We start from the raw sequence: 25550 nt of genomic DNA on the forward strand, positions 1-25550 counted from the left end.
TCTTGATTCTGGCTTGTCTTTTGTTTGTCGTATATTTCGTGGTTAAAGTAAGGCAGTTCAGCAAAGATAAAGAATGGAAAGATTTGTTTGTTTTTGTGGTGCTCAGCGTTATAGCTAGTTATTTTGTGTTAGTCTTTATGTTCAACTGGGGCGTTGGCTATCCTATTCGCTATTTACACAGTATCACTGGACCGATTGCTCACAGAGTGTTCCCTGCAATTTTTGGCATTGAGATGTAAAAGGCGGTGAAAAATATGTATGAAAAAGGTCGAATTTCTTCCAGTCAATTGTTTATCCTGATTGTCATTTATATGACAAGCTCGGAGAACCCCATAATGGCGGGCCAGGATGGGGCAATTGCCAGTTTGTTTGCCATTTTGCCCAGCATCCTTACCTTTTATTTGCTTGCACAACTGCAAAAGCGGCATCCTGGAAAGATACTGTTTGAATACGCGGAAGACATCCTCGGGAAATGGCCGGGAAAATTGGTAAGTTTGTTGTATATCTGTTTTGCAGTGGAGGTTTGCTCCATTCTGTCTCGAAGTGTCGCCGAATTCGTCGTATCGACATTAACTCCTGAATTGCCGGTTGGTGTATACATTATTAGCATGGTTATCGTAGCAGCGTATGCGGTATACCAAGGAATAGAAGGAATTGGCCGATTCGTAGAGATGGCGTTTCCTTTTTATTTCATCTTGCTTGTTTTTATCAATATGCTGCTGATCGGTCAGTTTAGGCTGGAGAATGTGCTACCGTTTTTGGATCATCCACCGGGCGAGATTTTGTATGCATCGTATCTGCATTACGTTCTTCCGCTTGGAGAGATTATTTTTTTCATGAGTATTCTTCCTTACACGAAAAGATCGAATAAGCGATTTTTTTCTCCGGTCATTGCGCTTGTGCTGGGCGGTCTCTACATTGCCTATAAGATCATTATCACCGTTGGGGTGCTTGGACCGGGAACAGCGCAGGCTAACACATATCCGTACATTACAGCGATTCGCTTTGTTAAGATTGGGGAGTTTATCGAGCGGATTGATATTTTGCTCCTTGGAATCTTTATCATGATGATATTGATGAGATTTATCGTTATTTTCTATACGCTCGTCCATGGAGTGGCACATCTTACCGGAGCGAAAAGTGTCAATCCGCTTGTGTTGCCACTCTGTTTTCTGATTATTGGCCTATCACAAATTTTTATTAATGATGTAAATGATGTTACTTTGTATCATAATGATATTCGCGTGGTGACTGCCCCTATTTTTATGTTGCTTTTGCCTGCATTGCTCCTTGTCGTTAGCTGGTTGCGTCGACGAAAGCAGGGGCCTGCTAATCATGTGGATAGTTTGGAAGAAGGAAAGGCGTCGAATTAATTCGTCGCCTTTTTTCTTTTTGTACAGTACAATAGATGTTGGATTGTAAGCTTGTTGGTACAAATGCGCATGGAGCCGTTTGCCGACAAGCATTATTATTTTTAGGAAGGGGAGTGAAGAAAGTGCGAACCGCTTCGTCATCATACCGTTTTTTGCTTTTAATCTTTGTAGTGCTCATTGCTGGCTTGAGCCAAGGGTTACTGCTTCCACTCCTAACGATTCTTTTGGAAAAATCAGGAGTATCATCCGGCATGAACGGTTTGAATGCCGTTGCCTTGTATATCGGGATGTTCCTTATCATGCTGGTTATTGAAAAGCCAGTGCGTAAATTCGGCTATAAAAGGGTCATCATACTGGGAATTATGCTTGTTATGGCGGCGACGCTATTATTTCCCCTCTGGAAAAATCTTGTCTTTTGGTTTGCGTTGCGTATGTTGGTCGGAATGGGAGACAGTGCGCTGCATTATTCGTCACAGCTGTGGATTACATCTACAAGCCCGGCTGAGAAACGAGGGCGCAATATTTCTATTTACGGAATGGCGTATGCGATTGGATTTAGTATCGGACCTTTGGGCATCAATCTGATGTCATTCGGTGTGTGGGTGCCTTTCGCTGTGATCGGCGGCTGTTTTGGTCTTGCGCTTTTGCTTTTGCTCAAGATGCCGCACGAATATCCGGTACGGGAAGAAAAGAATGCACCTGCCAAAAGCCGTTATATCGGGGCAATACGAATCGCTTGGTTCGCGCTTTTTCCGGCTCTTCTTTATGGGTATATGGAATCGTCCATGAACAGCAACTTTCCGGTGTATGGGCTGCGGATGGGGATCAGCGAAAGCTGGGTGTCAGTGCTTTTGCCTGCTTTCGGTATTGGAAGCTTGATTTTGCAGATTCCGCTCGGATTATGGAGCGACCGCAAAGGGCGAAAGCAAGTGCTTATGCTGGCCGGATTCGCAGGTGGGCTGGCCTTTTTGTCTGTTCCGCTATTCGGCAATAATGTATGGGGCATATTGTTTGCGTTTATTGCGGCAGGAGGTCTGGTCGGTTCATTTTATTCCCTTGGCCTTGCTTATGTGGCTGACCTTGTGCCGAAAGCGTATCTGCCAGCAGCCAACGTCATCGCTTCCATTAATTTTAGCGTAGGAAGCATTATTGGCCCGAATCTGGGCGGGCTCGGCATTCAATATGTGTCTCCGGGCAGCATGTTTTATTTTCTTGGTAGTATGTTCTTGCTTTTCATAGGTTTAGGATTCTTTTTCCAGAGAACCAAACAGGAAGAAAAAACATCGTTAATCCGTTTTACAAATTAGCCTTTTTTTCTTAAAATAAAAAGGATGGAGGGCAGTTGGAAAGGGGACGGGAGCATGATTATTCAAGTTAAAGATTTGCATAAATATTATGGTTCATTGGAAGTATTGAAAGGCATCGACTGCGTCATTAATGAGAAGGAAGTCGTCAGCGTGATTGGCCCGTCCGGTTCGGGGAAAAGTACGTTTTTGCGCTGCTTGAACGGATTGGAAGAATTAACGAGCGGCCAGATTATCGTTAACGGGCATGATTTGTCCGATCCGAAAGTTGATATGAACCGGGTGCGCATAGAAGTGGGCATGGTATTCCAACGCTTTAACCTGTTTCCGCATAAAACTGTACTGGAAAATGTGATGCTTGCCCCGTTGAAAGTGTTGAAAGAAAATCCTGACAAAGCGCGTGAAAAAGCGTTGCATCTTCTTGAAAAAGTCGGCCTGCGTGACAAAGCAGAGGTTTATCCGGAGAAATTGTCAGGGGGGCAAATGCAGCGTGTAGCGATTGCAAGGGCACTGGCGATGAATCCAAAAGTGATGTTGTTTGATGAGCCGACTTCGGCACTTGACCCTGAATTGGTAGGCGAGGTGCTGGCGGTTATGAAAGAGCTGGCCCAAGAAGGGATGACGATGGTAGTGGTTACCCATGAAATGGGGTTTGCACGCGATGTGTGCGATCGTGTCATCTTTATGGATCAGGGTGTTATTATAGAAGAGGGCAAGCCGGAAGACGTATTTACGAATCCGAAGAATGAACGCACGCGTGCGTTTCTGCGCAAAGTCATCGATATTTCCGAGGAGGCACATTAATATCGAACAGACAAATATTGTGAAACATACAGGTTTTTTGCAAGGATTTGTTCACAAATATGAAAATCCAGTACAGTATATATTGAAGCTTAATGAAGCGAAAGTGCTGATGAACGGATGGATCGGCAGAAGCATCCGTGTTGAGTTTCTGGACAATATAAAGTGTGTACATTGCGGACGAAGCATAAAGAAGACGTACAATAACGGATATTGCTATCCCTGCTTTGTCAAGTTGCCGGAAAATGATTTGTGTATCGTAAAACCGCATGAGTGCCATTACCACTTGGGAACGTGTCGAGATTCTGAGTGGGGAGTGGCGCACTGCATGGTTCCCCATTACGTCTATCTGGCTGTGAGCAGCGGCGTTAAAGTAGGATTGACCAGAAAAAATAATGAAAAGAAACGTTGGGTAGATCAGGGAGCGGTGCAGGCGATCGCAATCGCTGAGGTGCCTACGCGGAAAATCGCAGGCGAATTGGAAGCATATCTTACACAGTATCTGGCAGATAAAACCGATTGGCGCAAAATGCTGAAAGGTGAAGTGGAGCCGGTTGATCTGATTGGGTTGCGCGAGAAAATATATGAATATTTTCCGGAAGAGTACAAACAGTACATGATTGAAGAAGATGAATGGATGAACTTTATATATCCAATTTTGGAACAGGTCCAGAAGGTAAAACCATATAACCTAGACAAGCAACCTGTAATCGAAGATCGGCTAATTGGAATGAAAGGACAGTATTTGCTTTTTGAGAATGGTGTGTTAAATATACGTAAATACTATGGATATCAGGTGGAAATAAGCGGATAGTCTTGAGATAAGAAGGAGGAGCAGGAGGCAGATAGAAAAGCCGTCTGCTTCTTTCTTTGTTTGTCTAGCATGCTTAATCTAGGAGATAGTGGGGAGAGAACCATGGAAGAAGAAAAGCAGCGTGCGCTTTTGTTTCATGTGTGGATGCTTGATGATTACGCCGAACTTTTACAATGGTTGCAGGAAGAAACAGTGACTCATGCAGATTTTTCTAGAATGAAGGGAAAGGTTGAAGACGCGAATGTGCCGGAAGAGGTGAAAGAGTTACACTACAGGATGATTGAGCGGTTGGCCAGGGTACAGGGAAAGCTTGAAAATTTAAGCTGGATGTCAGAGCATCTAAAAATTCTACATGATTTGCAACAGACATTTACCCAGACGTTTGACAAAGAGAGAATTTATCAAAAAGCGTTTGAGCTGGTATCTCGCGTAATGGATGTGGACGCATTCTTCATCGCTTTTTACCGCAAGGGGGAAGAAAATATTTACATTCCGTTTGCTATCGATAACGGTATTCGCTATGAAAGTTGGACGATTCCGTTCGGTCAGGGGATTGTTTCCGAAGTGCTGAAAACGGGCCGTTCTATTCATATTCATGCAGGGGCAAAACAGGAGAGAAAGGAGGAAATTTGTTGGGGAAATCCCGCTCAGGATACAAAAACCCTCATTTTTGTGCCGATGGTTTTGCGAGGAAAGATGAAAGGGGTCATTACGGCGCAAAGCTATCGCGAGTTCGCTTATAAAAAAGAGCATGAGGAGCTTTTGCGTATTATTGGTACACAGGTGGCCAGTGCGATTGAAAATACAGAATTATATGAACGAATGATGGAGCTTGCTATTAAGGATGAACTTACCGGCTTAAAAAACCGTCGCGCGTTTCAGGTTGATTTGCATGATAAAATTCGTCAGGCGAATCTGCGCGGTGAGCCGCTTTCCCTGCTAATGATTGATTCAGATAATTTGAAAGAAATAAATGATACGTACGGTCACCATGCTGGGGATTTGCTGTTGCATCGTGTAGCTGAATCCATCAACTATTGTCTTGGTCCACGCGAAGAAGCATATCGGTATGCAGGAGATGAATTTATTGTGCTGGCGTTAGGCGCAGACGGAGAAACAGCGCGGAAAAAAGCGAAGGCCATGCAGCAGCATTTACGGCTGTATCCTCCTGTTATTAACAAGATGAAGATACCTGCTTCGCTTAGTATTGGTATTGATACATACCCTGTGTCTGCCAAAAATGCGGAAGAATTGAAGAAACACGCCGATCAGGCATTATATGTATCCAAGAAGCTGCGAAATGCGGTTACGCTATATGAGCGGTAATCCGGAGAGAATATCGACCACCTTGTAAAAAGGGATACAACCGCCTATAATCACCTATGGTAAGGAACAAATAAATAGGGATAGATGTACAGAAAGGGGTGCGGAGAAGCAGATGAAAAAATGTGTATCGATCATGATAGCTATTATGTTGCTGGTTGTGCTGGCCGCATGTGGTAACAATGCGTCCGACAGTTCAGGCAATGATTCTGCCGGACAGAAGAAACAGCAAGCGCAGGCGGGAGCGTTTCCACTGAGTATTACAGACAAAACAGGGACGGAAGTCAAACTAGAAAAGAAACCGGAACGGATTGTGTCCGTTATGCCGAGCGCTACCGAAATCGCTTATGCCGTAGGCGCGGGCGATAAAGTGGTAGGTGTATCTAATTATGATAATTATCCGGAAGAAGTAAAGACAAAAGAAAAAGTTGGAGACCTGAAAGTCAACATTGAGAAAGTCGTATCGCTGGAGCCAGATCTTATCCTGGCAGATACAGGAAATGGGGAAGCGATTGAGGCGCTTCGCAAAACCGGTCTTCCAGTCGTAGTAATGGGGGCGAAAACATTTGACGAGATTTATGATTCCATTGAAATGATAGGAAAAGTCACCGGCAATGAGGTGAAAGCAGCTGAGGTCATTAAGCGCATGAAAGATGATGTGCGGGAAGTTCAGGAAAAAGTAAAAAACATTCCCGTAGACAAGCGCCCGAATGTCTGGATTGAGGTTGATCCTTCTTTATTTACGGCAGGAAAAGGCACATTTATGCACGATATGGTGACGATGGCCGGGGGCAACAATATTGCGGCTGATTTGGATGGCTGGAAGCAACTATCGGAGGAGAAAGTGCTACAGCGTAACCCGGATGTAATTCTAAACACATACGGTTACTATAACAAGGACGCGTCCGTTAAAATCAAGCAACGGCCGAAATGGCAGCAAGTAAAAGCGGTACGAAACGGCCAGGTGTATTCGCTTGATTCGGACGTAGTAAATCGACCGGCACCACGTATTACGCAAGGGCTAAAAGAGATTGCGCAATATTTGCACCCGGAACTATTTCATAAATAAGGAATGATGCAATTGAAAGAAGGTCAATTGGGCTGGGGGAAGAAGCTAGGATTGTGGCTGCTTCCCCTTCTTCTTGTGCTTCTTGTTGTGATGGTGGCCAGCGTTTCGCTAGGCAGCGCTAGATTATCTTTCAGCACGGTTTGGAAAATTATTCTTTCGCACGTACCGTTTATGCCGGAATTTACAAAAGAGTGGTCAAATTCGGCGGAGATTATCGTATGGAATATTCGGATGCCCCGCATTTTGGTGGGCGTTTTGGTCGGGGCGGCGCTTGCAGTATCCGGTGTTGCTTACCAAGGTGTTTTGCGCAATCCGCTTGCCGATCCTTATGTGCTGGGAGTGTCTTCCGGCGCTTCGCTCGGAGCAGCTTCTTTTATTTTATTCGGGCAGGAGCTTTTGTTTGCCGGCCGGTGGACACTGCCGCTTATTGCCTTTATTTGCGGTGTGGGTACATTGTTGGTAGTGTATCGTCTTGCTTATATCGGTGGAAAAGTCCAACCGGAAACACTTCTGCTAGCGGGCGTGGTGGTGCAGGCGTTTCTTGGCGCAGGTCTATCTCTAGTTATGTCGATGTCTGGAGAAAAGATGCAAACAATTTTGTACTGGTTAATGGGAAGCTTGACATTAAGCGATTGGTCTTCTGGCATGGTGATTGTTCCGTATGTCCTAGGCGGGGCGCTCGTAATTTTCCTTTTTGCGAGAGAGTTGAATTTACTGACGCTCGGTGAACAAAAAGCGCACCATTTGGGGATGAATGTAGAGCGAACACGTCTTATCGTATTGCTTGCGGCCTCCCTTACCGCAGGAGCGGCGGTAGCGGTTTCCGGCGTTATTGGTTTTGTTGGATTGGTAGTGCCGCACATTATGCGATCGCTCGTTGGTTCGGATCATCGGGTGCTTTTGCCGGTATCAGCGATTGCGGGCGCGATTTTATTAATGATTGCCGATACGGCGGCGCGGACGATTATGGAGCCGCAAGAGCTTCCGATCGGTGTTATTACCGCATTTTTGGGCGCGCCTTTCTTCGGGTATTTGTTGCGTAAGCGACGGCGTGGTTTGTGGTATCATGAATGAAGCACAAGGAGGCAAGCATAGGTGAACATGATCGAAGTGTGCGATATAAGCCTGCGGATCGGACAGCACGAAATTTTGCACGATATTCATTTCTGCGTTGAGAAAGGTAAAATATTGGGCATTATCGGGCCGAACGGCTCGGGCAAATCGACGTTGATAAAAGTAATATCGCGCCTGCTTGTCCCCTCTTCAGGAATGGTAACAGTGGATGGCAGGGAGATCTCCGCCTACTCTCCTAAGATGCTGGCACGCAAAATGGCGGTCGTAAGCCAGGAAGGATTTCCCCCGCTGCCGATTACCGTCAGGGAAGCGGTCGCGATGGGAAGATACCCGTATCATCGCTTGTTCCGGAGCAATGTAGCACGAGATGCGGAAGCTATACAGCGTGCGCTCATGCGAACAGGACTTACGGGGCTGGCTGATCAGCCGCTTGAAAAGTTGAGCGGCGGAGAACGCCAGCGCGCCGCTATTGCCTGCGCGCTGGCGCAAGAGCCAGAAGTTTTGCTTTTGGATGAGCCGACGACGTATCTTGATATTGGCCATCAGATTGGAATTTTGGATGTGGTACGCGAATGGCGGCAAGAAACGGGAGGCACCGCGGTGCTTGTGCTGCACGATTTAAATTTGGCCGCCCAGTACTGTGACTGCCTGCTGCTTATGGAGAACGGAAAAATTACGCAATATGGCGGTGTGGAAGAGATAATAGAAGCCAATTTGCTGGCAGGTGTATATGGCGTGAAACCATTGGTTATTACTCACCCGAATTTGCACCTTCCTCAGATTTTGCTGGAAAGATCCAGTTGACCTGCAATTTGTTTCTAGCACCTTCCGCACATGGTTTTTCTTATGCTATGCTATAGAAAAAGGAGGATCAGGATGACGGAAGTTACAGCTTACTTATATAATAAATGTGGCACATGCCGTAAAGCGAAAAAATGGATGGACGAAAACGGGATCACATACCGCGAAATTCCGATTGTGGATGAGCCACCGACCAAGGAGCAGCTTCGTACATATTGGCAGCAGAGCGGACTCGATCTCAGGAAATTCTTTAATACAAGCGGGCAATCTTATCGTGAACGGGGCCTAAAAGACCGATTAAAGGATATGTCAGAAGAAGAAATGCTGGATTTGCTCGCCTCTGATGGGAAGCTTATCAAGCGTCCGCTTATCATTGGAAATGGTAAAGTGACGGTCGGATTTAAAGAAGACGAAATGGAGCAAGCGTGGAAATAAGGGAGGCGCGTATGGAAAGGTTGCTTACTATTCGGCCTTCGCGCCGTCTTCAGGGGCTGACGTCGGCTATCTTCACGGAAATGAACCGGCGCAAAAAAGAGGTAGAGGCGCGCGGTGTTCGGGTTATTGACCTTGGTATTGGCAGTCCCGATCAGCCGCCACCTCCCTTTGTTATCGAAGCGTTAACCCACGCGGTACAGAATGTGGGGAATTATGGTTATCCGACTTCGGAGGGCTCACCTGCATTTCGGAAAACGGTTGTGCGTTGGTATCAGCATCGTTTCAGCGTAGAATTGGACCCTGAACATGAAGTGCTATCGCTTATGGGCTCACAGGATGGGCTGGCTCATTTGGCTCAGGCATGGGTCGACCCAGGAGATATCGTATTGGTTCCGGACCCAGGCTATCCGATTTATTTTGCAAGTGTAGCGCTTGCGGGCGGCGAGATTTATCCGATGCCATTGCGTGAAGAGAACGATTTTCTACCTGATTTTTCGAAAATTCCGGATGATGTGAAAAAGCGCGCTAAACTGATGGTGCTCAATTATCCGAACAATCCGGTGACCGCTATCGCAAAAGATGGATTTTTTGCAGAAGTCGTTTCGTTTGCTAAGGAAAACCAGTTAATCGTTGCGCACGATTTGGCGTATTCGGAGCTTGCGTTTGACGGATACCGTCCACCGAGCTTCCTAATGACGCCGGGAGCGAAAGAGGTGGGAGTCGAATTTAACTCCCTGTCCAAAAGCTTTAATATGGCTGGTTGCCGTGTTGGTTATCTTGTAGGTAACAGGGATATTATTCGCCCGCTTGCCATCATTAAGTCCAATATTGATTATGGGGTGTTTCTCGCCGTACAGGAAGCGGCAGTAGCGGCGATGGAGTACGATATTGCAAATCCAGGAAAAAACTACAATGCTGCCATTTATAAGAAACGGCGTGATGTGCTGCTGGACGGACTTCGGGACAACGGATGGACAATACCGAAGCCGCAGGCGACCATGTTTGTCTGGGCGCGTGTTCCTGACGGGTGGACTTCCGAGACGTTTGCTTTTGCCTTGTTGGAAAAGGCGGGGGTCGTGGTGATTCCTGGCAATGCGTTCGGTGCTGAAGGGGAAGGGTATGTTCGCATTGCGCTGGTAAAACCTGTTGACGTTTTAAAGGAAGTGATTCTGCGTATTAAGAAATCAGGAATACTTTCTTCCTAAACGGTGTATGTTATATGATGTGTGCTGACCATCATAAGGCTCATTTTGAAAAAAGTTGAACTATCTTAATTAGAATAATTACAATCTTGTATTGACTATTATCATTTGGCTTGCTATTATGTAAAGAGATAAGGTAACATTTACTATTCCGGGCTTGCCCGGATTAGAATAAATATTAGGAGGTAGTTACATATGGCAGAACGCTTAGTAGGTTTACCAGCTCCAGATTTTGAAATGGAAACAGCTCTGGGTGACGGTGAGAACTTCGGGACTGCAAAGCTGTCTGACTACAAAGGCAAATGGCTGGTAATGTTCTTCTATCCGCTGGACTTTACTTTTGTATGCCCGACGGAAATCACTGCAATGAGCGACGCATATGAGCAATTCAAAGAACTGGATACGGAACTGCTGGCAGTCAGCACAGACAGCAAGTTCTCTCACCGTGCATGGATTAACACGCCGCGTGAAGAAAACGGTCTGGGCAAACTGAACTTCCCGATCGCTTCCGATATTACTCATAAAGTATCCCGTGACTATGGTGTGCTTATTGAAGAGAAGGGTGTTGCGTTGCGCGGTCTATTCATCATCGATCCGGAAGGCACATTGATGTATTCCGCAATTCATAACTTGGATGTTGGACGCAGCGTAGACGAAACACTCCGCGTGCTGCAAGCTTTCCAATCTGGTGGTTTGTGCCCTGCAAACTGGCGTCCGGGTCAAGCTCACTTGGAAGCGAAGTAATCGTTGTTCGCTTGTACGGAAAAGGACCTAACTTTTGCAAAAGTGTTAGGTCCTTTTTTTACAATTTTCTCCGTTTCGCGCATATTGACCGGACGGGGGGTAGAAGTGGAAGAAATTATTATATTAAGGAGGCGCGTTGCATGAAACTGCGTGAGGAAATGCCTGAATTTGAAGGGATTACCGAATGGGTTAATGGCGAAGTGAAAAAGGAAGACCTGAAAGGAGCGCCAGTGCTTGTTCATTATTGGTCGATTAGCTGCCATACATGCAAGGAAGCATTACCACAATTGAACGAATGGCGCGATCGCTACGCAGAACAGGGCTTGCGCGTCGTTAGTATCCACATGCCACGTTCGGAAAAGGATATGGAAATTGAGCCTGTGAAGGAAGCGATTAAGAAGTACCAGCTAACACATCCTGTCGCGATTGATAACAGCTATAAGCTGGTTGACGCCTACAAAAATCAGTATGTGCCGGCGTACTATTTGTTTGATGCAGATTTGAAGTTGCGCCATTATCAGGCGGGCGAAAAAGGGCTAAAAATGCTTGAAAAGCGCTTGGACCGTGTGCTCACTCCAGAAGAAACGGAGAAATAGTCCGGAAAGAATAACAGGGAGGATTCGATCGAGATGAATTTGCCGATGAATTTAAAGTATAGCGAAGAGCATGAATGGGTACGCGTCGAGGGAAATAAGGCGTACGTAGGAATTACTGATTTTGCGCAATCCGAACTGGGAGATATCGTGTTTGTCGAACTTCCGTCTGTAGGCGATGAAGTGAAACAGGATGAGCCGTTCGGCAGCGTAGAGTCCGTAAAAACTGTATCTGAACTGTATGCGCCAGTAAGCGGAAAAGTGGTAGAAGTGAATGGTGAACTGGAAGATTCTCCGGAACTCGTGAATGAATCACCGTATGAAAAAGCGTGGATAATTGTTGTTGAGATGTCCGATACAAGCGAGTTGAATAAGCTGATGGATGCGGCGGCTTATGAAGAAATGGTGAAGGAATAAAGAATTGCCGAGTCGAAAGTCAAAGGTGTAAAGAAACAATACAGTCATTTCATCTTCATCTTTAAAATACAGGAGCCTTCCAGCATCAAATGTTCGGAAGGCTTTTAAAGTTATTTAAAAGTGAAGTTTTGGAAGAATGATTGCTTCAAAAATGAACGAATAAAGTTGTTTAAGTTTGAAAGTGGAAAAATGAATAATAGCTTCCCAATTATAATGTTAATTTTCCACCATGATAGCAATAATAATCTTTAGCTTTAAGGTTTTTTAAACGATTCAAAGACTGATTTGCTTTCTCAATATCTAAACAAAATGTGGATTCGCTATCACTAATTCATTCCCCTCTCTAACTGCTGCATCTCCTGTAATGACACTGCTTAATTCAGGAAAATATAATGAAATATGGCCTGATGTATGCCCTGGTGTTGCAACAATTTTGCATTTATTATGTAAAATCCATTGGCCATCATGGACTGTTTCATCAACTGAAACATGTCTTAAAATTTTTAATTGCTGTATAAACCAATTTCCAAACTCTTTTTCTTCCTCAGGCATATTATTTAGCATTTCCTCAGCTTGAACTAATCTCTCAGATTTCGCTTCACCACTAATGAATTTCGCTTCCACTTCACTAGCTATAATAGTAACTGAAGGATATTTTTCCTTGAAATCGTATAAAGAACCGATGTGATCATCATCACAGTGTGTAATAATGATATTCTTTAAATTCTTCATGTCATATCCAATTTTTAAAATCTCCTTTTCAATTAAAGGCAAAAAATTGGTATAGCCTGTATCAACTAAGGTTAATTCATTCATGCTACTTTTACTTCAGTTCGTTTGACTACACTGTCCGAATTTTAAATAAACGAATATCGAAATTTCCTGTTTATTATACATGAAATGGAAACTAGAGGGATATATAACTTGAATCGTTCAATTTTTAAACGACATTGTCACTGTACAAAAGGAGCACAAGAAGAAGGATGTTTTTGTATAAAATTAGAGGGCTTTGAAAAAGCAAACCATTCATTGCGAAAACTTGTGGAGCGTATGGAACGGAGAACGAGCGGTTAACGCCCACAAGTTTTTCTTATGTTTGAGAAACGAGTAAAAAATATCTTCCTTAGGCATACTATAAGTATTCTTGTGTAAATCGGGAGGGATTGTGATGTCACAGCAGCCAGATGTAAATCGTATTGATGTTACGAAGCAAGTGCGTGGCGAAGTGACGGAGGATTGCATTGTCCTGACACTGAATGGCCGAGAAATCGGACACATTCCGTTTGACGCGGCCTCCTGTACGATGAATGCCGGATACATGGTAGAGCAGCAAAGAATTTTTCGCATTGACTCGGCGGACACTGTCCATCCTTCCAGCTATGTTGATAATTGTGACATGGGATGGTGTTAAGCGAAAGCGTTTAAGCTCGGAGCGGAAATTTCCGCTCCCCTTTTTTTATAGTCTTTCAGACATATCTACTTTTTATGAGGAATCTTTTCATTTGTAAACGAGGAAACACTGGCAAGGCGTGTGCCAAACGTTGCCCGTCTCATGTAGAGCATGTGGCATGGGGAGAGAGAAGGATCGATAACGCCTACAAGTTTTTCTCATGTAAGGTTAGAGGGTTTTGTGGTAGAATAATAGAAAAAAGGTGAGAAAATTCAGCCATTGCAATGCAGGCAGTTTTTTCAGGGAAGTTCCATTATTTTACGCATGGGAAAACAAAATATACACCATTACAATAGAAGTTGTACGTTGTTGCGTAGCTGCTATAGATGATAAAGGAGGAGTCCGGATGAGCTTTTGTTGTGGAGCCAGTATGATTGGAGCACTTGGTAGTTTGCGTCATGTTAAGACGCAAATTCATAACGTCCCGATTTTGTACTGCCCTGTATGCAATCGTATTGATGTTCACCCTGAGATCGAGGAAGAGTATGATATATTGTCTGAATACGCCCAGGCCGATTTAGCTCCCGAAGTCGACTTTCGCGAATATGTGACCGGAGAGCATGTAGAGAGAATTTTTGAGAATTGCGTTTCGATCGACGACGGCAACATCTCTTATATTCTTCGCAGTCAGATTGATAATGCGCTTGATTTGATGTCTGTTGCCAAACAATTGGATGATGAAGAATGGAGCAATGAATTGAAGCGTCGTTTAAATAAACTAAGCAAACGCCTGATCCGTTGGGAAGCACAAAGCAACAAAACGCTGCCTTAGCTCAAGCTAGAGATTGAAAAAAAGAGTATTTTATGTTCGGTCGCCGGAGAATCTCTGCTGTAATAGAGAAACAGGCGGCTTTTCTTTTGTTTATATATGTCATAAGTTTATAAATACGGGTGCGTCCCCCCTGAAAATAGCAAGAAGGCGCGAATACATATGAAGCGAGGTGAATGTCTTTGTTACTTACACTTTTCCTAGGAAAGTGGCGCCGAAGAGAAAAGTTGTTGCAGGTGCAAGAGACTGAACACCTTCATCAAATGATTGAAAGAATACACCAGGGCGAAGATGCGTTGCGCAATGAATTGCTTCAGCAGTACCGTCCTTTTATCGGAACGACGGTATCAAAAGTGTGCAAGCGATATATTCACCAAACCCATGATGAAGAATTCAGCGTTGGACTTGAAGCGTTTAACGAAGCGATATCACAGTATTCAAGCGATAAAGGAAGCAGCTTTCTCTCGTTTGCTGATCTTGTGATACGCAGGCGTGTCATAGATTTTATTCGTAAAAACAAGCAACGGGCTTTATTTGTTTCGTTAGATGAGACAGCAGACCCCGAATCACCCGAGTATAATGTCTGGGATGTGCAGGCGGCGATTGAACAGCATCAAGCAAAGCAGGACGCGGAGATGCGGCGAGAAGAAATTTTGCATTATCGCGAACGTTTGCGTGAATTCGACATTGAGCTGGAAGAGCTTCCTGAATACACTCCAAGGCATGCAGATGCCCGAAAAAATATGATTCACATCGCCCGGATGATCGCGGATAACAAGAAGCTGCGCGAAGCATTTTTGGAGAAAAAGAAAATTCCTGTCAAATATCTTCTGCAGTTTATTTCTTTCTCACGCAAGACGGTAGAAAGAAATCGAAATTATATTGTGGCGATTACACTCATTTTTATTGAGAACTATCAATATTTGCGCTCCTACATTCAGGTGGATGATACAGAGGGAAAGGAGAAGCTTGCGCGTGAAAAGGAAGGGCATCGTACTGGAGATACAGAATCAGTATCTTATTGTCATGACGTCCGACGGGGAGTTTTGTAAAATCCCTCCTGTGGACAAACCTCTTACAGAAGGGGATGAGGTGGAATTTACACGCACGGTCAAAGCAGAAAAAGCATCGCAACGGGCCAAGCGCAGCTGGAAGGGCTGGACATATGTAGCGGCGGCTTGTTTGCTTTTATTCATTACTGCACTGCCGTTATGGAATATGGTTTTTGCTTCTGCTTACGCGGCCGTTTCCATTGATATTAATCCAAGCTTTGAACTTGAAATTGATAAAAACTATGTAGTAACGAGCGTCACAGCACTTAATCAGGATGCGGAAAGCATATTGAAGAATATTAAATGGGAAAAGCGTCCTTTATTGGAAGTAACGAAAGATATTCTCACGGACGCGCGCGTACACGGGTTTTTAAAAAATAACCACGATGTGCTTATTGTACCTGTAGGGTTGAAAAATCCGGAGGCTTCGCGGGAATTATTGCAGCTTATGAAAAAAGAAATACCGCATCTTGTCAGCAACAGCGCGGGAGAGCTTACCATCACTTTAATGGAAAGTACGAAAGAAATGCGCAAGCAGGCGCAAAAGCTGGGTATTTCCCCGGGAAAATACACGCTCTATGATTCCATGAAGCGAGTAAATAAAAAGATTAGTGAAAAGGAAATTCAGACGTTGAGCATTAGCGAAGTATCTTCCGCTATCGGAGGCTTTGAAAATATTCCAAACATCATTCAGTATTCGAAGGAAAAAATGGCGGCAAAACCGGAAGCGCGGCGACCAGCTCAAGTAACCAAACCCGTTGCTTCAAATGTAAAACAACGGATGGCGACGAACCATAAAGCTAACGCCACCAAAGAAGAAAAGAAAAAACATGAGACGACAGTCGTTCAGCGGGAAGAAGAATCGTCTGCTGGAAAACGCCAGCATATATTGACTGAAGAAGAAAAAAGGGATAAGACAAAAGGCGTGCCAAAAATCATTGCGGCCGAAACGAAGCGGAAAGCCGAACAGCAAACGAAAAGAGAAGCAAATCGGACGAAAGAAGATGAACGCTACTATTCTGAATACGGTCAACTACAACAGCAATATCAGCAGGGAGGACGCGCAATTAAAGAGGAAGAAAAAGAACGAAACGAAAAATATAAAGAAGAACGCGAAAAGCAAAAGAACAAGCAAAACTTTGCGCGTCCTCCAATTAACGAATCGGAAGAAAATAAGAAGCCGTCGTCCGGAAAAAAAGCGGAGGAAAATGATTAGCGTTAAACAACAAAAAATTTGGGCAAAGAACCGGTGTCGCATGGCACCGGTTCTTTTTTAACGCTATGCATTTTAGTCATTCAATCAAAAATAGAGGTACGTTCGCCGCGTGAATCGATTCCCGTATAAGAACTGCAATCAAAGTCCTCCCAACTTCGTGCCTCAGAAAGAATGATTGGCCTCTCGGCGCATAGACGACTATATTCTTCATCTGTCACGTACTGATACGCGTATTCATTTAACCGGCGAATGCGCCACAATCTTTTGCCGCTCGCTTCGTAAAACCATGCTTGTGCCTGATCGCAAAGGGGATGGGAATCATCGATAACTTTCCGACATGGAGGGCAGAAAAACTCCATTATATCACCCCGTTTTCACGATTTTAGTTACTAATATTATACAAAAAATTTTGATGAATAACACTGGATTTTCAGGAGATGGCTATAGGGAGCAAAAGGAAAGTTTCAAAATCATGTTCGCGTATGGTGGAAAGCAAGAAAAGTGATAAGATTGGAAATATATCACTTGTAGGCGAAGGCTCTTAGGTTCTTTTATGAAGGGAAGAAATGGGTATGAAAGAGATTCTATTCTATATTAGCGCCGCGATGTCAATTTCTTTTTTGCTGTTTATCCTAGCGTTTTATGCGCTAATAGGCAAAAAGGAAAATAAAAGTGATCTGGCTGTCATTGGTCCGGAATATTTTGATGTACCTATCTGGCGAGGAAAAGTAAAGGAAGTTATCCATAATGATAACGTGCACGCCACAGAAATGGATATCATTGTGTACAGCAAAAGCATTTTTATAGGGTTTGCTTCGCAAGGATTTCCGTTTGTTAGCATTCATGCAGGCGATATTATCAAGGTGCATTATCAGCGTCACAGTGTGTCCATTCAGGTAAAAGAGGGAAATGGGCAGTCTGCTTATGTAACGATAAAAGGAGCTGGAGAAAAACCGTTACTTCAATTCGCGCGTAAAGCGGAATTTATTGCCTCACGCGCTAGGAAAGCCGGCCTTTTCTCCTGAGAATTGTAAAAAATGAAAAAAGAACGATACAGCAAATCGTGGGGTTGCTTTCTTTTTTCCAATAAATTCTTTGGAAATTGGATACTCTAATGGAATAGAGATAAAGGTACTTTTTAAACAAATTTGTTTAAAAAGTATGTATATAGGTCTTTCCTTGATTTCCAACTATGATATACTATATTATATAAGAAGATTGAAGACAAATCGTTTATTATACGCGACTATTTTACGTCATGTTTGAAGTCGATAAGAGCTAATTGGAGGGAAAAATTCATGGCAGGAACACCGCATTTGCAAATAAAAGATCTATCTGTTGCAATCGAAGATAAACAGATTCTAAAGGGCTTAAACCTGGAAATTAAGGGCGGTGAAGTGCACGCGATTATGGGCCCGAACGGTACGGGTAAATCGACGCTAGCTTCCGCGATTATGGGACATCCCAAGTACGAAGTTACTGGTGGTTCCATTACATTGAATGGCGAAGACGTGCTGGAGATGGAGGTTGATGAGCGTGCACGTAAAGGGCTGTTCCTCGCGATGCAGTATCCGAGTGAAATCAGCGGTGTAACAAACGCTGACTTCTTGCGTAGCGCTTTAAATGCGCGCCAGGAAGAAGGTAAAGAAATTTCGCTCATTAAATTCATTCGTCAAATGGAAAAGCAAATGGAAATTTTAGAGATGGATCAGTCCTTCTCCCATCGTTATGTAAATGAAGGCTTTTCTGGCGGTGAGAAGAAGCGTAACGAGATCCTTCAGATGATGATGCTGAAGCCGAGCATTGCTATTCTTGACGAAATCGACTCCGGCCTTGATATTGACGCGCTGAAAATTGTTGCTCGCGGTGTGAATGAACTGCGTGGATCGGAAATGGGCGTATTGATGATTACGCACTACCAGCGTTTGCTGAATTACATTAAACCGGATTTCGTTCACGTAATGATGCAGGGACGGATTGTGAAGTCCGGTGGACCGGAATTGGCTCTCAAGCTTGAAGAAAAAGGATATGATTGGATTAAAGAGGAGCTTGGCATTAAGGACGAAACAGTAGGCGCAGAAGCGTAGGTTAGGAGGAAGCATAGTAATGAGCGTACAAACGAATGTGCGATTCGACCAGGAAGCGATTGCTCGTTTTCAGGGCGAGCCAGAATGGCTGACGCGGCTTCGCCAGGAAGGGATTAATGGTTATCAGCAATTGCCTCTGCCCAAGCTAGAGAAAACGAAAATTGACAAATGGAATATGGATGAGTTCGTTCCTTATAAAGAAGAAGCGGCACTTGCTTCGCTAGATGAATTGCCGCAGGAAGCAAAAGACGCACTGGCGCCAGACAACGGGAATGTCATGGTGCAGAAGCACTCCAGCGTCGTATATGTGGAGCTGAGCGCTGCGTTAAAAGAGCAGGGCGTGTTGTTCATGCCACTGGAGCAAGCTGCTCGTCAACATGGTGAGCTCGTGAAAAAATACTTATTCCAGAGCGGCATTGAGAGGCACAAAGTAACCGCGCTGCATCAGGCGCTGTGGGGTGGCGGATTTTTTGTATACGTGCCGAAAAATGTGGAAGTTAACGAACCGCTACAGCTTATTGTGTGGGGTACGGATGAAGATGTAGCCCTTTTACCACATACATTGATCGTGGCTGACGTAAATAGCAAGGTTACGGTTGTTGAAAACGTAATAGGGGCAAACTATACCCGCCCGGTTGTTGTCAATGGCATGGTGGAAATCTTCGCGGAAGGTGGCGCAAAAGTACAGTATGCTTCTCTGCGTTCTTTGGCAGAGCAGGTAACAGATTATACACACCGCCGCGGAATTACGGCGAACGATGCGCGGATCGAATGGTTGCTGGGAGATATGAATCACGGAAATACCGTGGCCAACACGACAACGATTTTGAAAGGCAACGGTTCTTCTACAGACATAAAATCCGTGGCGATGGCGAGCGGCGGTCAGAAAGAAAACTTTGTATCCCGCGTAGTGCATGTCGGTACTCATACGGAAAGCAATATTCTTGCGCGTGGAGTTATGTTGGATGAAGCGACAGCGATTTTCAACGGCATTACGGAAATAAAGAAAGGCGCACAGAAGGCAAACGGTGAACAGGCGGAAAATATCCTGATGGTCGGTGAACGTGCGCGCGGAGACGCAAATCCGATTTTGTTGATCGATGAAGATGATGTCATGGCGGGACACGCTGCATCTGTTGGGCCGGTAAGCCCGCTTCAGGTATATTATATGATGTCGCGCGGGGTGAAGCGCCAGGAAGCAGAACGCTTAATTATTAACGGGTTCCTAGCTCCGGTACTGGATCATTTGCCAATCGAGGGTATGCAAAAACGCTTAAGTGCAATGATTGAAGGGAAGCTGTCATCATGAACGCGAAAGAAATTCGCAAGCTCTTTCCAATCCTCAACCAAAAGGTAAACGGCCATCGACTTGTGTACCTTGATAGTGCAGCGACTTCACAGAAGCCAATTCAAGTTATTGAGGCGATTGACCGCTATTACCGCGAATACAACTCCAACGTTCACCGCGGCGTTCATACCCTCGGAACGCTTGCAACGGACAAATACGAAGGAGCGCGCGAGAAAGTACGCAAATTTATTAATGCTAAAGAAACAGCAGAAGTTATTTTCACACGCGGCACCACCACATCTTTAAACTTTGTTGCTCAGGGATACGCCCGCAATTTTATCGGTGAAGGCGATGAAATTGTGATTACGCAAGCAGAGCATCACAGTAATTTTATCCCGTGGCAGCAAATAGCTAAGAAGACCGGTGCGACCTTGAAGTTTATTCCATTGGCGGAAGATGGCTCCATTACCGTGGAGGCCGCAGAACAAACGATTACGCCAAAGACGAAGCTTGTAGCGATGGGATATGTGTCCAATGTGCTTGGTTCTATTAATCCAATAAAAGAAGTCGCTAAAATCGTGCATCGTTACGGCGGGGTTATGGTAGTAGACGGCGCACAGGCGGCACCACACTTGAAAGTTGACGTACAGGATTTGGATTGTGACTTCTTTGCTTTCTCCGGTCATAAGATGGCGGGTGCGACAGGCATTGGCGTTCTGTACGGTAAGCGTTATCTCTTAGAAAAAATGGAGCCGATAGAATACGGCGGCGAAATGATCGACTTTGTAGAATTATATGATTCTACATGGAAAGAACTTCCTTGGAAATTCGAAGGCGGCACACCGATTATTGCAGGCGCCATTGGTCTTGGCGCGGCGATTGACTTCATTGAGTCGATTGGAATAGACGAAATTCGTGAGCACGAGAAAAAACTGGTGGACTATGCGATGGAGCGGTTAAGCGAAATTAAAGGGTTGAAGATTTATGGTCCGAAACAGCGGAGCGGCCTTGTTACGTTTACGATGGAAGAGGCTCATCCGCACGATATCGCTACTGTATTGGATGCGGAAGGTATCGCGATTCGCGCGGGGCACCATTGCTGTCAGCCGCTTATGAAATGGTTGAATGTTTCGTCCACGGCGCGTGCTAGCTTTTACCTTTACAACACGGAAGAGGATATAGACGCATTGGTACAAGGACTTATTAAAACAAAGGAGTATTTCGGCAATGTCTTCTCTGGATGATTTGTACCGTAGAGTCATCATGGATCATTACCAAAAACCGCGTAACCGTGGTGAGTTTGAAGATGGTGCATTGACGGTTAATATGAACAATCCGACCTGCGGCGACCGCATTCAATTGCAGATGAAAATAGAAGATGGAAAAGTGACTGACGCCCGGTTTACCGGGGAAGGTTGTTCGATTAGTATGTCTTCCGCTTCGATGATGACGGAAGCCATCAAAGGTTTGACAGTCGAAGAAGCGTTAAAAATGGCCGACCTTTTCTCCCGTATGATGAAAGGTGAGGCTACAGAAGAAGAGATCGAAGACGCGGATTTAGGCGATATTGAAGCGTTGCAAGGCGTAAGCAAGTTTCCAGCCCGTATTAAGTGTGCGACTCTTGCATGGAAAGCGATGGAAAAAGGACTCCGTGAGCAACCAAATTAAAAGCAGGCGTAACACGTCTTAGCAAGGAGGAGATGGAAATGAGTAAAAAAGCACCTGAGCTGTCCTCAGAATATAAATATGGGTTTCATGATAAAGATATTTCAGTTTTCCGTGCAAAAAAAGGTTTGACAAGAGAAATCGTTGAGGAGATTTCTCGTATTAAAGGTGAAGAGAAATGGATGCTGGATTTCCGTTTGAAAGCTCTGGAAATCTTCGAAAGTATGCCGATGCCGATGTGGGGCGGAGATTTGACGGAACTCGACTTTAACAGTATCACCTATTACGTCAAGCCGTCCGAGAAAAAAGGGCGTGACTGGAGCGAAGTGCCGGAAGAAATCAAGAATACATTCGATCGCCTTGGTATCCCGGAAGCTGAACAGAAATTTTTGGCTGGCGTATCCGCACAATACGAATCTGAAGTGGTATACCATAATATGCAGAAAGAGCTCGAAGAAATGGGTGTTATTTTCTGTGATATGGATACAGCTGTGCGGGAATATCCGGAAATTGTCAAAGAATACTTTAGCACGGTGATTCCACCGACGGACAATAAATTTGCGGCACTGAACAGCGCGGTATGGTCAGGCGGAAGCTTCATTTATGTTCCAAAAGGCGTAAAATGTGAAACACCGCTGCAAGCGTACTTCCGCATTAACTCCGAAAACATGGGTCAGTTTGAGCGTACGTTAATTATTGCGGATGAAGGTAGCTTTGTTCACTATGTGGAAGGCTGTACGGCACCGATTTACAGCACCGACTCGTTGCATAGCGCAGTCGTTGAAATCATTGTTAAGAAAGGTGCACGTTGCCGTTATACAACGATTCAGAACTGGTCCAATAACGTATACAATCTCGTTACGAAGCGCGCGGTTGCGGAAGAAGATGCAACAATGGAGTGGATTGATGGCAATATTGGAAGCAAGCTGACAATGAAATACCCGGCTGTTGTGATGAAAGGGCCGCGTGCCAAAGGCGTTGTGATTTCTATTGCGGTAGCGGGTAAAGGGCAGCATCAGGATGCAGGCGCAAAGATGATTCACTTGGCGCCAGAGTGCAGTTCGACAATTGTATCGAAGAGTATCAGCAAGCAGGGAGGTAAAGTCACATATCGTGGTCTTGCAAGCTTTGGACGCAAATCCGAAGGTTCTAAATCAAACGTAAAGTGTGACACGATCATTCTCGATAAACTTTCCACTTCTGATACGATTCCGTACAACGAAATTTTAAATAATAATATTACGTTAGAGCATGAAGCGACCGTTTCCAAAGTGAGCGAAGAGCAACTCTTCTATCTGATGAGCCGTGGTTTGAAAGAAGACGAAGCAACCCAGATGATCATCATGGGCTTCATTGAACCGTTCACAAAAGAGCTGCCGATGGAATATGCGGTAGAAATGAACCGTCTTATCCAGTTTGAAATGGAAGGTAGTATCGGGTAACCATTATTTGTTTGCGGTATTAACAGGTGATTGTGGTACAGGCAAAACAACCACGATTCGTCGATTTGTGGATCGCCTTCGTTTACAGTATTTTACCGCAATTCGGCAGAGGATCGATATCCAATGCAGGCTGGGCCACTTTGATCGTGCGCAGGTAGGCGAGTATGTAACAAAGCATCTTCAATATGCCGGAGTTAGTCAGCAAATATTCTCTGATGGAGCGATCGATGAAATACATCGTTTTTCTGGAGGAGCCGCAAGGCTGATTAACAAGCTGTGCACGCACTGTTTACTTTATGGAGCACAGAACGGGCATCGCATCATAGATGAACATATGGTCAAACGGGTGGTTGAGGGAGAATTGTCATGATTCTCCCTTTCTTTCAAATAAGATTTGGACAAGATTTCCGTCAAAGCTCGGACAACAAACGCCGTCAAGTTATGGACAATATAGTATGTCATTAACAGTGAAGATGCAAAAATAAAAGAGAAATCATCAATGGAAAATAAAAAAGAAGGAGTATATTTTCGTTACATGGACTACATGGGAGATGAAGAGAAGAACGGACAACTTTTCGATGAATTCAATGATTATATTTCAACGGATCGTAAGAAAGAGATTGCGAAGTTGTATAGTGAAGCCGAACAAAAAGGTTCTCCAATGTGGCAAGATGTAGTTAGCTTTGACAATGATTGGTTAGAAGAACAAGGGCTATATGATTCAAAAACGCATTGGTTAAATGAAGTGAAAATGAAAGATGTGGTACGTAAAGCGATGGCTGCAATGATTGAAAAAGAGGAGATGCGTTCTCCAGTGTGGACTGCATCTTTTACAATATCGTGGAAAGCGTAAAAAAAGCAGTTTAAAAGCGATGCGTTCAACTGTTGCGAATCAAATTTTAGATCGTACACCTCCCTCTATGAATTAAAGTTTTTCTTACGAATACTCACGTATTCTTATGATATCTTGATTTTTATAAACGAAGTCTCAGTTAGACATTTGAAACTTTTAAAAATGTTGGAAGTGGAGGACGTAGCCTATCAGAGATCTATCGCCTTTTTGAAAAATATGGTTGCACATTGGATCTCCACAAGACTCATGGTGGTGTACCCTCCCATGTCTCTCAGGATCTGCTGTCCCTACTTTCCTTCGTTCAACCTGTCCATGAGGTGGAGGCCAGAGATGCTCCTTTTCAGGGTCAGTGCCCGCATGGTGAAAATCATTCCGGCTTCTCCGTGCTTCGTTTTTAATCAAGGTATCGAATAAGAACGTATGCCAAAAAGAAACAACTAAAAGATTTATGCAGTGAGAGGCAAGATCTGACTACATAAAGGCGTAGCTTTCATCATCTTGTTCATGTCAAAATCGACTTCTTTACGTGCCAGCACAAACATAATCCGAAGCAGACGACAGCACAGGGCAATCAACGACTGCTGCTTGCGGAGCGGATTCTGCTGTCGGGTCGTATCATACACATGCAGCGCCTTGAATGCCTGGTTTTTGGCGACCAAGGGTCGGATCACTTTGTAGAGAAGTGCGCGAAGCTGTGGTCGTCCTCGTTTGGTAATTCGGGTTTTCCCTCGGTGCTTTCCTGAGCGGTTTTCTTTAAGGTTCAGACCAGCCAGCTTTTGAAGTTGACGAGGGTGCTGGTATCTGGACAAGTCGCCAACCTCTGCGAAAAAGCCGGCAACCGTGGCGATTCCCATACCCGGAATCGTAAGAATGTGCTGTACACCGGGAATGTCGTTTAGTAAATCTTCGATTTCCTTCATCACTTGTTCAAGCTGTTGTTGCGTTACTTCGTAGGTTGTAAGCAATGTTCGCAGTTCGAGCCTTGCCATCTTTGTGCCTTCACGTAGGCCAACAGAATGTCTCGCCTGTTCTACAAGCTCGTGGGCTCGTCTCGGGCGTAAGCCTCTTGCGATGCTTTCCTGCCATGTGGTCAAAATGCCGGATGTGCCTATCTGGATGATATCTTGAGGCAGTGGAAAACGTTTGAGCGTCTCCAATGCCGCTTTGCCTTCCCAGCTTGTAAACACCGTTAAGAATTCTGGAAAATAGCGATCTAGCCAGTTATGCACCTTGGCTTGAATACGTTGAAGCTCGTTTGAGAGGTGGTCTCGTATTTTGACAGCTTCCCGTAGCTCGGCATAGACACCGGTCGGGAAATAAGGTGCAGAGTACCGTCCATCTTTGACGAGCTGTGCAATCACGCGTGCATCTTTTGGATCGTTCTTGGTCGGTGAATTATCATCCAGCTCTTTTGACTTTTTCACATGCATCGGATTGACGACCACAACCGGAATCCTGCGGCTTCGTAAGAAAGCCGCTAAGGTCATCCAATAATGTCCCGTTGGCTCCATTCCCACAATGACCTCTGTTTTTTCGTGTTCTGTCATCAAGCTTTTCATCCAGTGACAAAATGCTTCAAATCCCTGGCGCGTGCTTAAAAAGGAAAAAGCTTTCCCGTACATAAGCCCACGGTCATTTTGTGCGCGTGCTACGTGTTTGTGCTTCGCGATATCTACGCCTACAATCAAGGTCGATTCTGTAATTTGAGAAATGCGTTGGTTTTGGCTATAATTCATGATGAGTACCTCCTCTGCTATTTCGAGGTCACGGCCGGTGAC

The 25550-nt window shown here is 44.7% G+C and carries 28 protein-coding genes and 1 pseudogene; 26 read left to right on the top strand and 3 right to left on the bottom strand.

What is annotated here, in order from left to right; all coding sequences use genetic code 11:
• The first annotated feature begins 2 nt into the window (after window positions 1–2).
• The 14 genes from ACH33_RS03085 (at window position 3) to gcvH (ending at window position 11950) form a co-directional block, all read left to right on the top strand.
• Window positions 3–239 (top strand): DUF3810 domain-containing protein, encoded by a 237-nt coding sequence (locus ACH33_RS03085; RefSeq protein WP_162264991.1) that lies wholly within the window; start codon window positions 3–5, stop codon window positions 237–239.
• A 15-nt stretch (window positions 240–254) separates the two neighbouring features.
• Entirely contained in the window at window positions 255–1373 is a 1119-nt protein-coding gene (locus tag ACH33_RS03090; protein ID WP_057897693.1) for a GerAB/ArcD/ProY family transporter, read from the top strand.
• A gap of 113 nt (window positions 1374–1486) precedes the next feature.
• A complete protein-coding gene (locus tag ACH33_RS03095) occupies window positions 1487–2680 on the top strand; it encodes an MFS transporter (protein WP_236781958.1) in 1194 nt (397 codons plus the stop codon).
• Window positions 2681–2734: 54 nt separating this feature from the next.
• On the top strand, window positions 2735–3481 hold the full coding sequence (locus ACH33_RS03100) for an amino acid ABC transporter ATP-binding protein (RefSeq protein WP_057897694.1): 747 nt from the start codon (window positions 2735–2737) through the stop codon (window positions 3479–3481).
• Window positions 3482–3500: 19 nt separating this feature from the next.
• Entirely contained in the window at window positions 3501–4292 is a 792-nt protein-coding gene (locus ACH33_RS03105; RefSeq protein ID WP_057897695.1) for a DUF2797 domain-containing protein, read from the top strand.
• Between the two features lie 102 nt (window positions 4293–4394).
• The gene (locus ACH33_RS03110) at window positions 4395–5618 is read left to right on the top strand and encodes a sensor domain-containing diguanylate cyclase (protein ID WP_057897696.1); all 1224 of its coding nucleotides are present in this window, start codon (window positions 4395–4397) and stop codon (window positions 5616–5618) included.
• A 112-nt stretch (window positions 5619–5730) separates the two neighbouring features.
• The gene (locus tag ACH33_RS03115; protein WP_057897697.1) at window positions 5731–6684 is read left to right on the top strand and encodes an ABC transporter substrate-binding protein; all 954 of its coding nucleotides are present in this window, start codon (window positions 5731–5733) and stop codon (window positions 6682–6684) included.
• 6 nt (window positions 6685–6690) lie between these two features.
• Complete coding sequence (locus tag ACH33_RS03120; protein ID WP_057897698.1) at window positions 6691–7758, top strand: FecCD family ABC transporter permease; 1068 nt, start codon at window positions 6691–6693, stop codon at window positions 7756–7758.
• A 27-nt stretch (window positions 7759–7785) separates the two neighbouring features.
• Window positions 7786–8562, top strand: a complete 777-nt coding sequence (locus ACH33_RS03125; RefSeq protein ID WP_057900228.1) for an ABC transporter ATP-binding protein — start codon at window positions 7786–7788, stop codon at window positions 8560–8562.
• 72 nt (window positions 8563–8634) lie between these two features.
• The gene (locus tag ACH33_RS03130) at window positions 8635–8994 is read left to right on the top strand and encodes an arsenate reductase family protein (RefSeq protein WP_057897699.1); all 360 of its coding nucleotides are present in this window, start codon (window positions 8635–8637) and stop codon (window positions 8992–8994) included.
• Window positions 8995–9005: 11 nt separating this feature from the next.
• A complete protein-coding gene (locus ACH33_RS03135; protein WP_057897700.1) occupies window positions 9006–10199 on the top strand; it encodes an LL-diaminopimelate aminotransferase in 1194 nt (397 codons plus the stop codon).
• A gap of 192 nt (window positions 10200–10391) precedes the next feature.
• Window positions 10392–10940, top strand: coding sequence for a peroxiredoxin (locus tag ACH33_RS03140; RefSeq protein ID WP_057897701.1), 549 nt, complete (start codon window positions 10392–10394; stop codon window positions 10938–10940).
• Window positions 10941–11080: 140 nt separating this feature from the next.
• On the top strand, window positions 11081–11536 hold the full coding sequence (locus ACH33_RS03145; RefSeq protein ID WP_057897702.1) for a redoxin domain-containing protein: 456 nt from the start codon (window positions 11081–11083) through the stop codon (window positions 11534–11536).
• A 33-nt stretch (window positions 11537–11569) separates the two neighbouring features.
• Window positions 11570–11950: a glycine cleavage system protein GcvH gene (gcvH, locus tag ACH33_RS03150; RefSeq protein WP_057897703.1), complete on the top strand. Its 381-nt coding sequence runs from the start codon at window positions 11570–11572 to the stop codon at window positions 11948–11950.
• A 208-nt stretch (window positions 11951–12158) separates the two neighbouring features.
• On the opposite strand, the pseudogene ACH33_RS03155 reads toward gcvH, so the two are convergent.
• Window positions 12159–12763, bottom strand: a pseudogene (locus ACH33_RS03155) (MBL fold metallo-hydrolase); the annotation flags it as partial.
• A 355-nt stretch (window positions 12764–13118) separates the two neighbouring features.
• Between ACH33_RS03155 and ACH33_RS03160 the strand changes: the two are divergent.
• The 4 genes from ACH33_RS03160 (at window position 13119) to ACH33_RS03175 (ending at window position 16437) form a co-directional block, all read left to right on the top strand.
• Window positions 13119–13361, top strand: a complete 243-nt coding sequence (locus tag ACH33_RS03160) for a DUF2553 family protein (protein ID WP_057897704.1) — start codon at window positions 13119–13121, stop codon at window positions 13359–13361.
• 385 nt (window positions 13362–13746) lie between these two features.
• Complete coding sequence (locus tag ACH33_RS03165) at window positions 13747–14172, top strand: hypothetical protein (protein ID WP_057897705.1); 426 nt, start codon at window positions 13747–13749, stop codon at window positions 14170–14172.
• A gap of 260 nt (window positions 14173–14432) precedes the next feature.
• Complete coding sequence (gene sigI, locus ACH33_RS03170; protein ID WP_162264992.1) at window positions 14433–15221, top strand: RNA polymerase sigma-I factor; 789 nt, start codon at window positions 14433–14435, stop codon at window positions 15219–15221.
• Window positions 15145–16437, top strand: coding sequence for an anti-sigma factor domain-containing protein (locus tag ACH33_RS03175; RefSeq protein ID WP_162264993.1), 1293 nt, complete (start codon window positions 15145–15147; stop codon window positions 16435–16437). Before sigI ends, ACH33_RS03175 begins: the two co-directional genes overlap by 77 nt.
• An 80-nt stretch (window positions 16438–16517) precedes the next feature.
• On the opposite strand, the gene ACH33_RS19045 is transcribed toward ACH33_RS03175, so the two are convergent.
• On the bottom strand, window positions 16518–16796 hold the full coding sequence (locus ACH33_RS19045) for a hypothetical protein (protein WP_139184975.1): 279 nt from the start codon (window positions 16794–16796) through the stop codon (window positions 16518–16520).
• Window positions 16797–17003: 207 nt separating this feature from the next.
• Here ACH33_RS19045 and ACH33_RS03180 point away from each other — a divergent pair, with 207 nt between their 5' ends.
• The 8 genes from ACH33_RS03180 (at window position 17004) to mobL (ending at window position 23772) form a co-directional block, all read left to right on the top strand.
• On the top strand, window positions 17004–17462 hold the full coding sequence (locus ACH33_RS03180) for a hypothetical protein (protein ID WP_162264994.1): 459 nt from the start codon (window positions 17004–17006) through the stop codon (window positions 17460–17462).
• Window positions 17463–17735: 273 nt separating this feature from the next.
• Window positions 17736–18524 carry a Fe-S cluster assembly ATPase SufC gene (sufC, locus tag ACH33_RS03185; protein WP_057897709.1) on the top strand — a complete coding sequence of 263 codons (789 nt, stop codon included), beginning with the start codon at window positions 17736–17738 and terminating at the stop codon, window positions 18522–18524.
• A gap of 19 nt (window positions 18525–18543) precedes the next feature.
• The gene (gene sufD, locus ACH33_RS03190; protein WP_057897710.1) at window positions 18544–19833 is read left to right on the top strand and encodes a Fe-S cluster assembly protein SufD; all 1290 of its coding nucleotides are present in this window, start codon (window positions 18544–18546) and stop codon (window positions 19831–19833) included.
• A complete protein-coding gene (locus tag ACH33_RS03195; protein WP_057897711.1) occupies window positions 19830–21056 on the top strand; it encodes a cysteine desulfurase in 1227 nt (408 codons plus the stop codon). Before sufD ends, ACH33_RS03195 begins: the two co-directional genes overlap by 4 nt.
• Complete coding sequence (gene sufU / locus ACH33_RS03200) at window positions 21040–21480, top strand: Fe-S cluster assembly sulfur transfer protein SufU (protein WP_057897712.1); 441 nt, start codon at window positions 21040–21042, stop codon at window positions 21478–21480. The genes ACH33_RS03195 and sufU overlap by 17 nt, the downstream gene beginning before the upstream one ends.
• Window positions 21481–21518: 38 nt before the next feature.
• A complete protein-coding gene (gene sufB / locus ACH33_RS03205; protein WP_057897713.1) occupies window positions 21519–22919 on the top strand; it encodes a Fe-S cluster assembly protein SufB in 1401 nt (466 codons plus the stop codon).
• Window positions 22894–23289, top strand: coding sequence for a hypothetical protein (locus tag ACH33_RS20015; protein WP_236781959.1), 396 nt, complete (start codon window positions 22894–22896; stop codon window positions 23287–23289). Before sufB ends, ACH33_RS20015 begins: the two co-directional genes overlap by 26 nt.
• Before the next feature lie 90 nt (window positions 23290–23379).
• Window positions 23380–23772, top strand: a complete 393-nt coding sequence (gene mobL, locus ACH33_RS03215) for a relaxase MobL (RefSeq protein ID WP_322787669.1) — start codon at window positions 23380–23382, stop codon at window positions 23770–23772.
• Between the two features lie 446 nt (window positions 23773–24218).
• On the opposite strand, the gene ACH33_RS03220 is transcribed toward mobL, so the two are convergent.
• The gene (locus ACH33_RS03220) at window positions 24219–25508 is read right to left on the bottom strand and encodes an IS110 family RNA-guided transposase (protein ID WP_057897715.1); all 1290 of its coding nucleotides are present in this window, start codon (window positions 25506–25508) and stop codon (window positions 24219–24221) included.
• Window positions 25509–25550 lie beyond the last annotated feature (42 nt).

The sequence above is a fragment of the Aneurinibacillus sp. XH2 genome (assembly GCF_001439585.2).
In the GTDB taxonomy this organism is placed as follows: domain Bacteria; phylum Bacillota; class Bacilli; order Aneurinibacillales; family Aneurinibacillaceae; genus Aneurinibacillus; species Aneurinibacillus thermoaerophilus.

Coding starts and splice junctions, on each gene's coding strand:
- ACH33_RS19045 (WP_139184975.1), bottom strand. CDS start 16,796: ATGGAGTTTTTCTGCCCTCCATGTCGGAAAGTTATCGATGATTCCCAT.
- ACH33_RS03115 (WP_057897697.1), top strand. CDS start 5,731: ATGAAAAAATGTGTATCGATCATGATAGCTATTATGTTGCTGGTTGTG.
- ACH33_RS03125 (WP_057900228.1), top strand. CDS start 7,786: ATGATCGAAGTGTGCGATATAAGCCTGCGGATCGGACAGCACGAAATT.
- ACH33_RS03195 (WP_057897711.1), top strand. CDS start 19,830: ATGAACGCGAAAGAAATTCGCAAGCTCTTTCCAATCCTCAACCAAAAG.
- ACH33_RS03135 (WP_057897700.1), top strand. CDS start 9,006: ATGGAAAGGTTGCTTACTATTCGGCCTTCGCGCCGTCTTCAGGGGCTG.
- sufC (WP_057897709.1), top strand. CDS start 17,736: ATGGCAGGAACACCGCATTTGCAAATAAAAGATCTATCTGTTGCAATC.
- ACH33_RS03090 (WP_057897693.1), top strand. CDS start 255: ATGTATGAAAAAGGTCGAATTTCTTCCAGTCAATTGTTTATCCTGATT.
- ACH33_RS03180 (WP_162264994.1), top strand. CDS start 17,004: ATGGGTATGAAAGAGATTCTATTCTATATTAGCGCCGCGATGTCAATT.
- ACH33_RS03145 (WP_057897702.1), top strand. CDS start 11,081: ATGAAACTGCGTGAGGAAATGCCTGAATTTGAAGGGATTACCGAATGG.
- ACH33_RS03120 (WP_057897698.1), top strand. CDS start 6,691: ATGCAATTGAAAGAAGGTCAATTGGGCTGGGGGAAGAAGCTAGGATTG.
- sufD (WP_057897710.1), top strand. CDS start 18,544: ATGAGCGTACAAACGAATGTGCGATTCGACCAGGAAGCGATTGCTCGT.
- sufU (WP_057897712.1), top strand. CDS start 21,040: ATGTCTTCTCTGGATGATTTGTACCGTAGAGTCATCATGGATCATTAC.
- gcvH (WP_057897703.1), top strand. CDS start 11,570: ATGAATTTGCCGATGAATTTAAAGTATAGCGAAGAGCATGAATGGGTA.
- ACH33_RS03130 (WP_057897699.1), top strand. CDS start 8,635: ATGACGGAAGTTACAGCTTACTTATATAATAAATGTGGCACATGCCGT.
- sufB (WP_057897713.1), top strand. CDS start 21,519: ATGAGTAAAAAAGCACCTGAGCTGTCCTCAGAATATAAATATGGGTTT.
- ACH33_RS03220 (WP_057897715.1), bottom strand. CDS start 25,508: ATGAATTATAGCCAAAACCAACGCATTTCTCAAATTACAGAATCGACC.
- ACH33_RS03165 (WP_057897705.1), top strand. CDS start 13,747: ATGAGCTTTTGTTGTGGAGCCAGTATGATTGGAGCACTTGGTAGTTTG.
- sigI (WP_162264992.1), top strand. CDS start 14,433: ATGATTGAAAGAATACACCAGGGCGAAGATGCGTTGCGCAATGAATTG.
- ACH33_RS03160 (WP_057897704.1), top strand. CDS start 13,119: ATGTCACAGCAGCCAGATGTAAATCGTATTGATGTTACGAAGCAAGTG.
- ACH33_RS03110 (WP_057897696.1), top strand. CDS start 4,395: ATGGAAGAAGAAAAGCAGCGTGCGCTTTTGTTTCATGTGTGGATGCTT.
- ACH33_RS03100 (WP_057897694.1), top strand. CDS start 2,735: ATGATTATTCAAGTTAAAGATTTGCATAAATATTATGGTTCATTGGAA.
- ACH33_RS03140 (WP_057897701.1), top strand. CDS start 10,392: ATGGCAGAACGCTTAGTAGGTTTACCAGCTCCAGATTTTGAAATGGAA.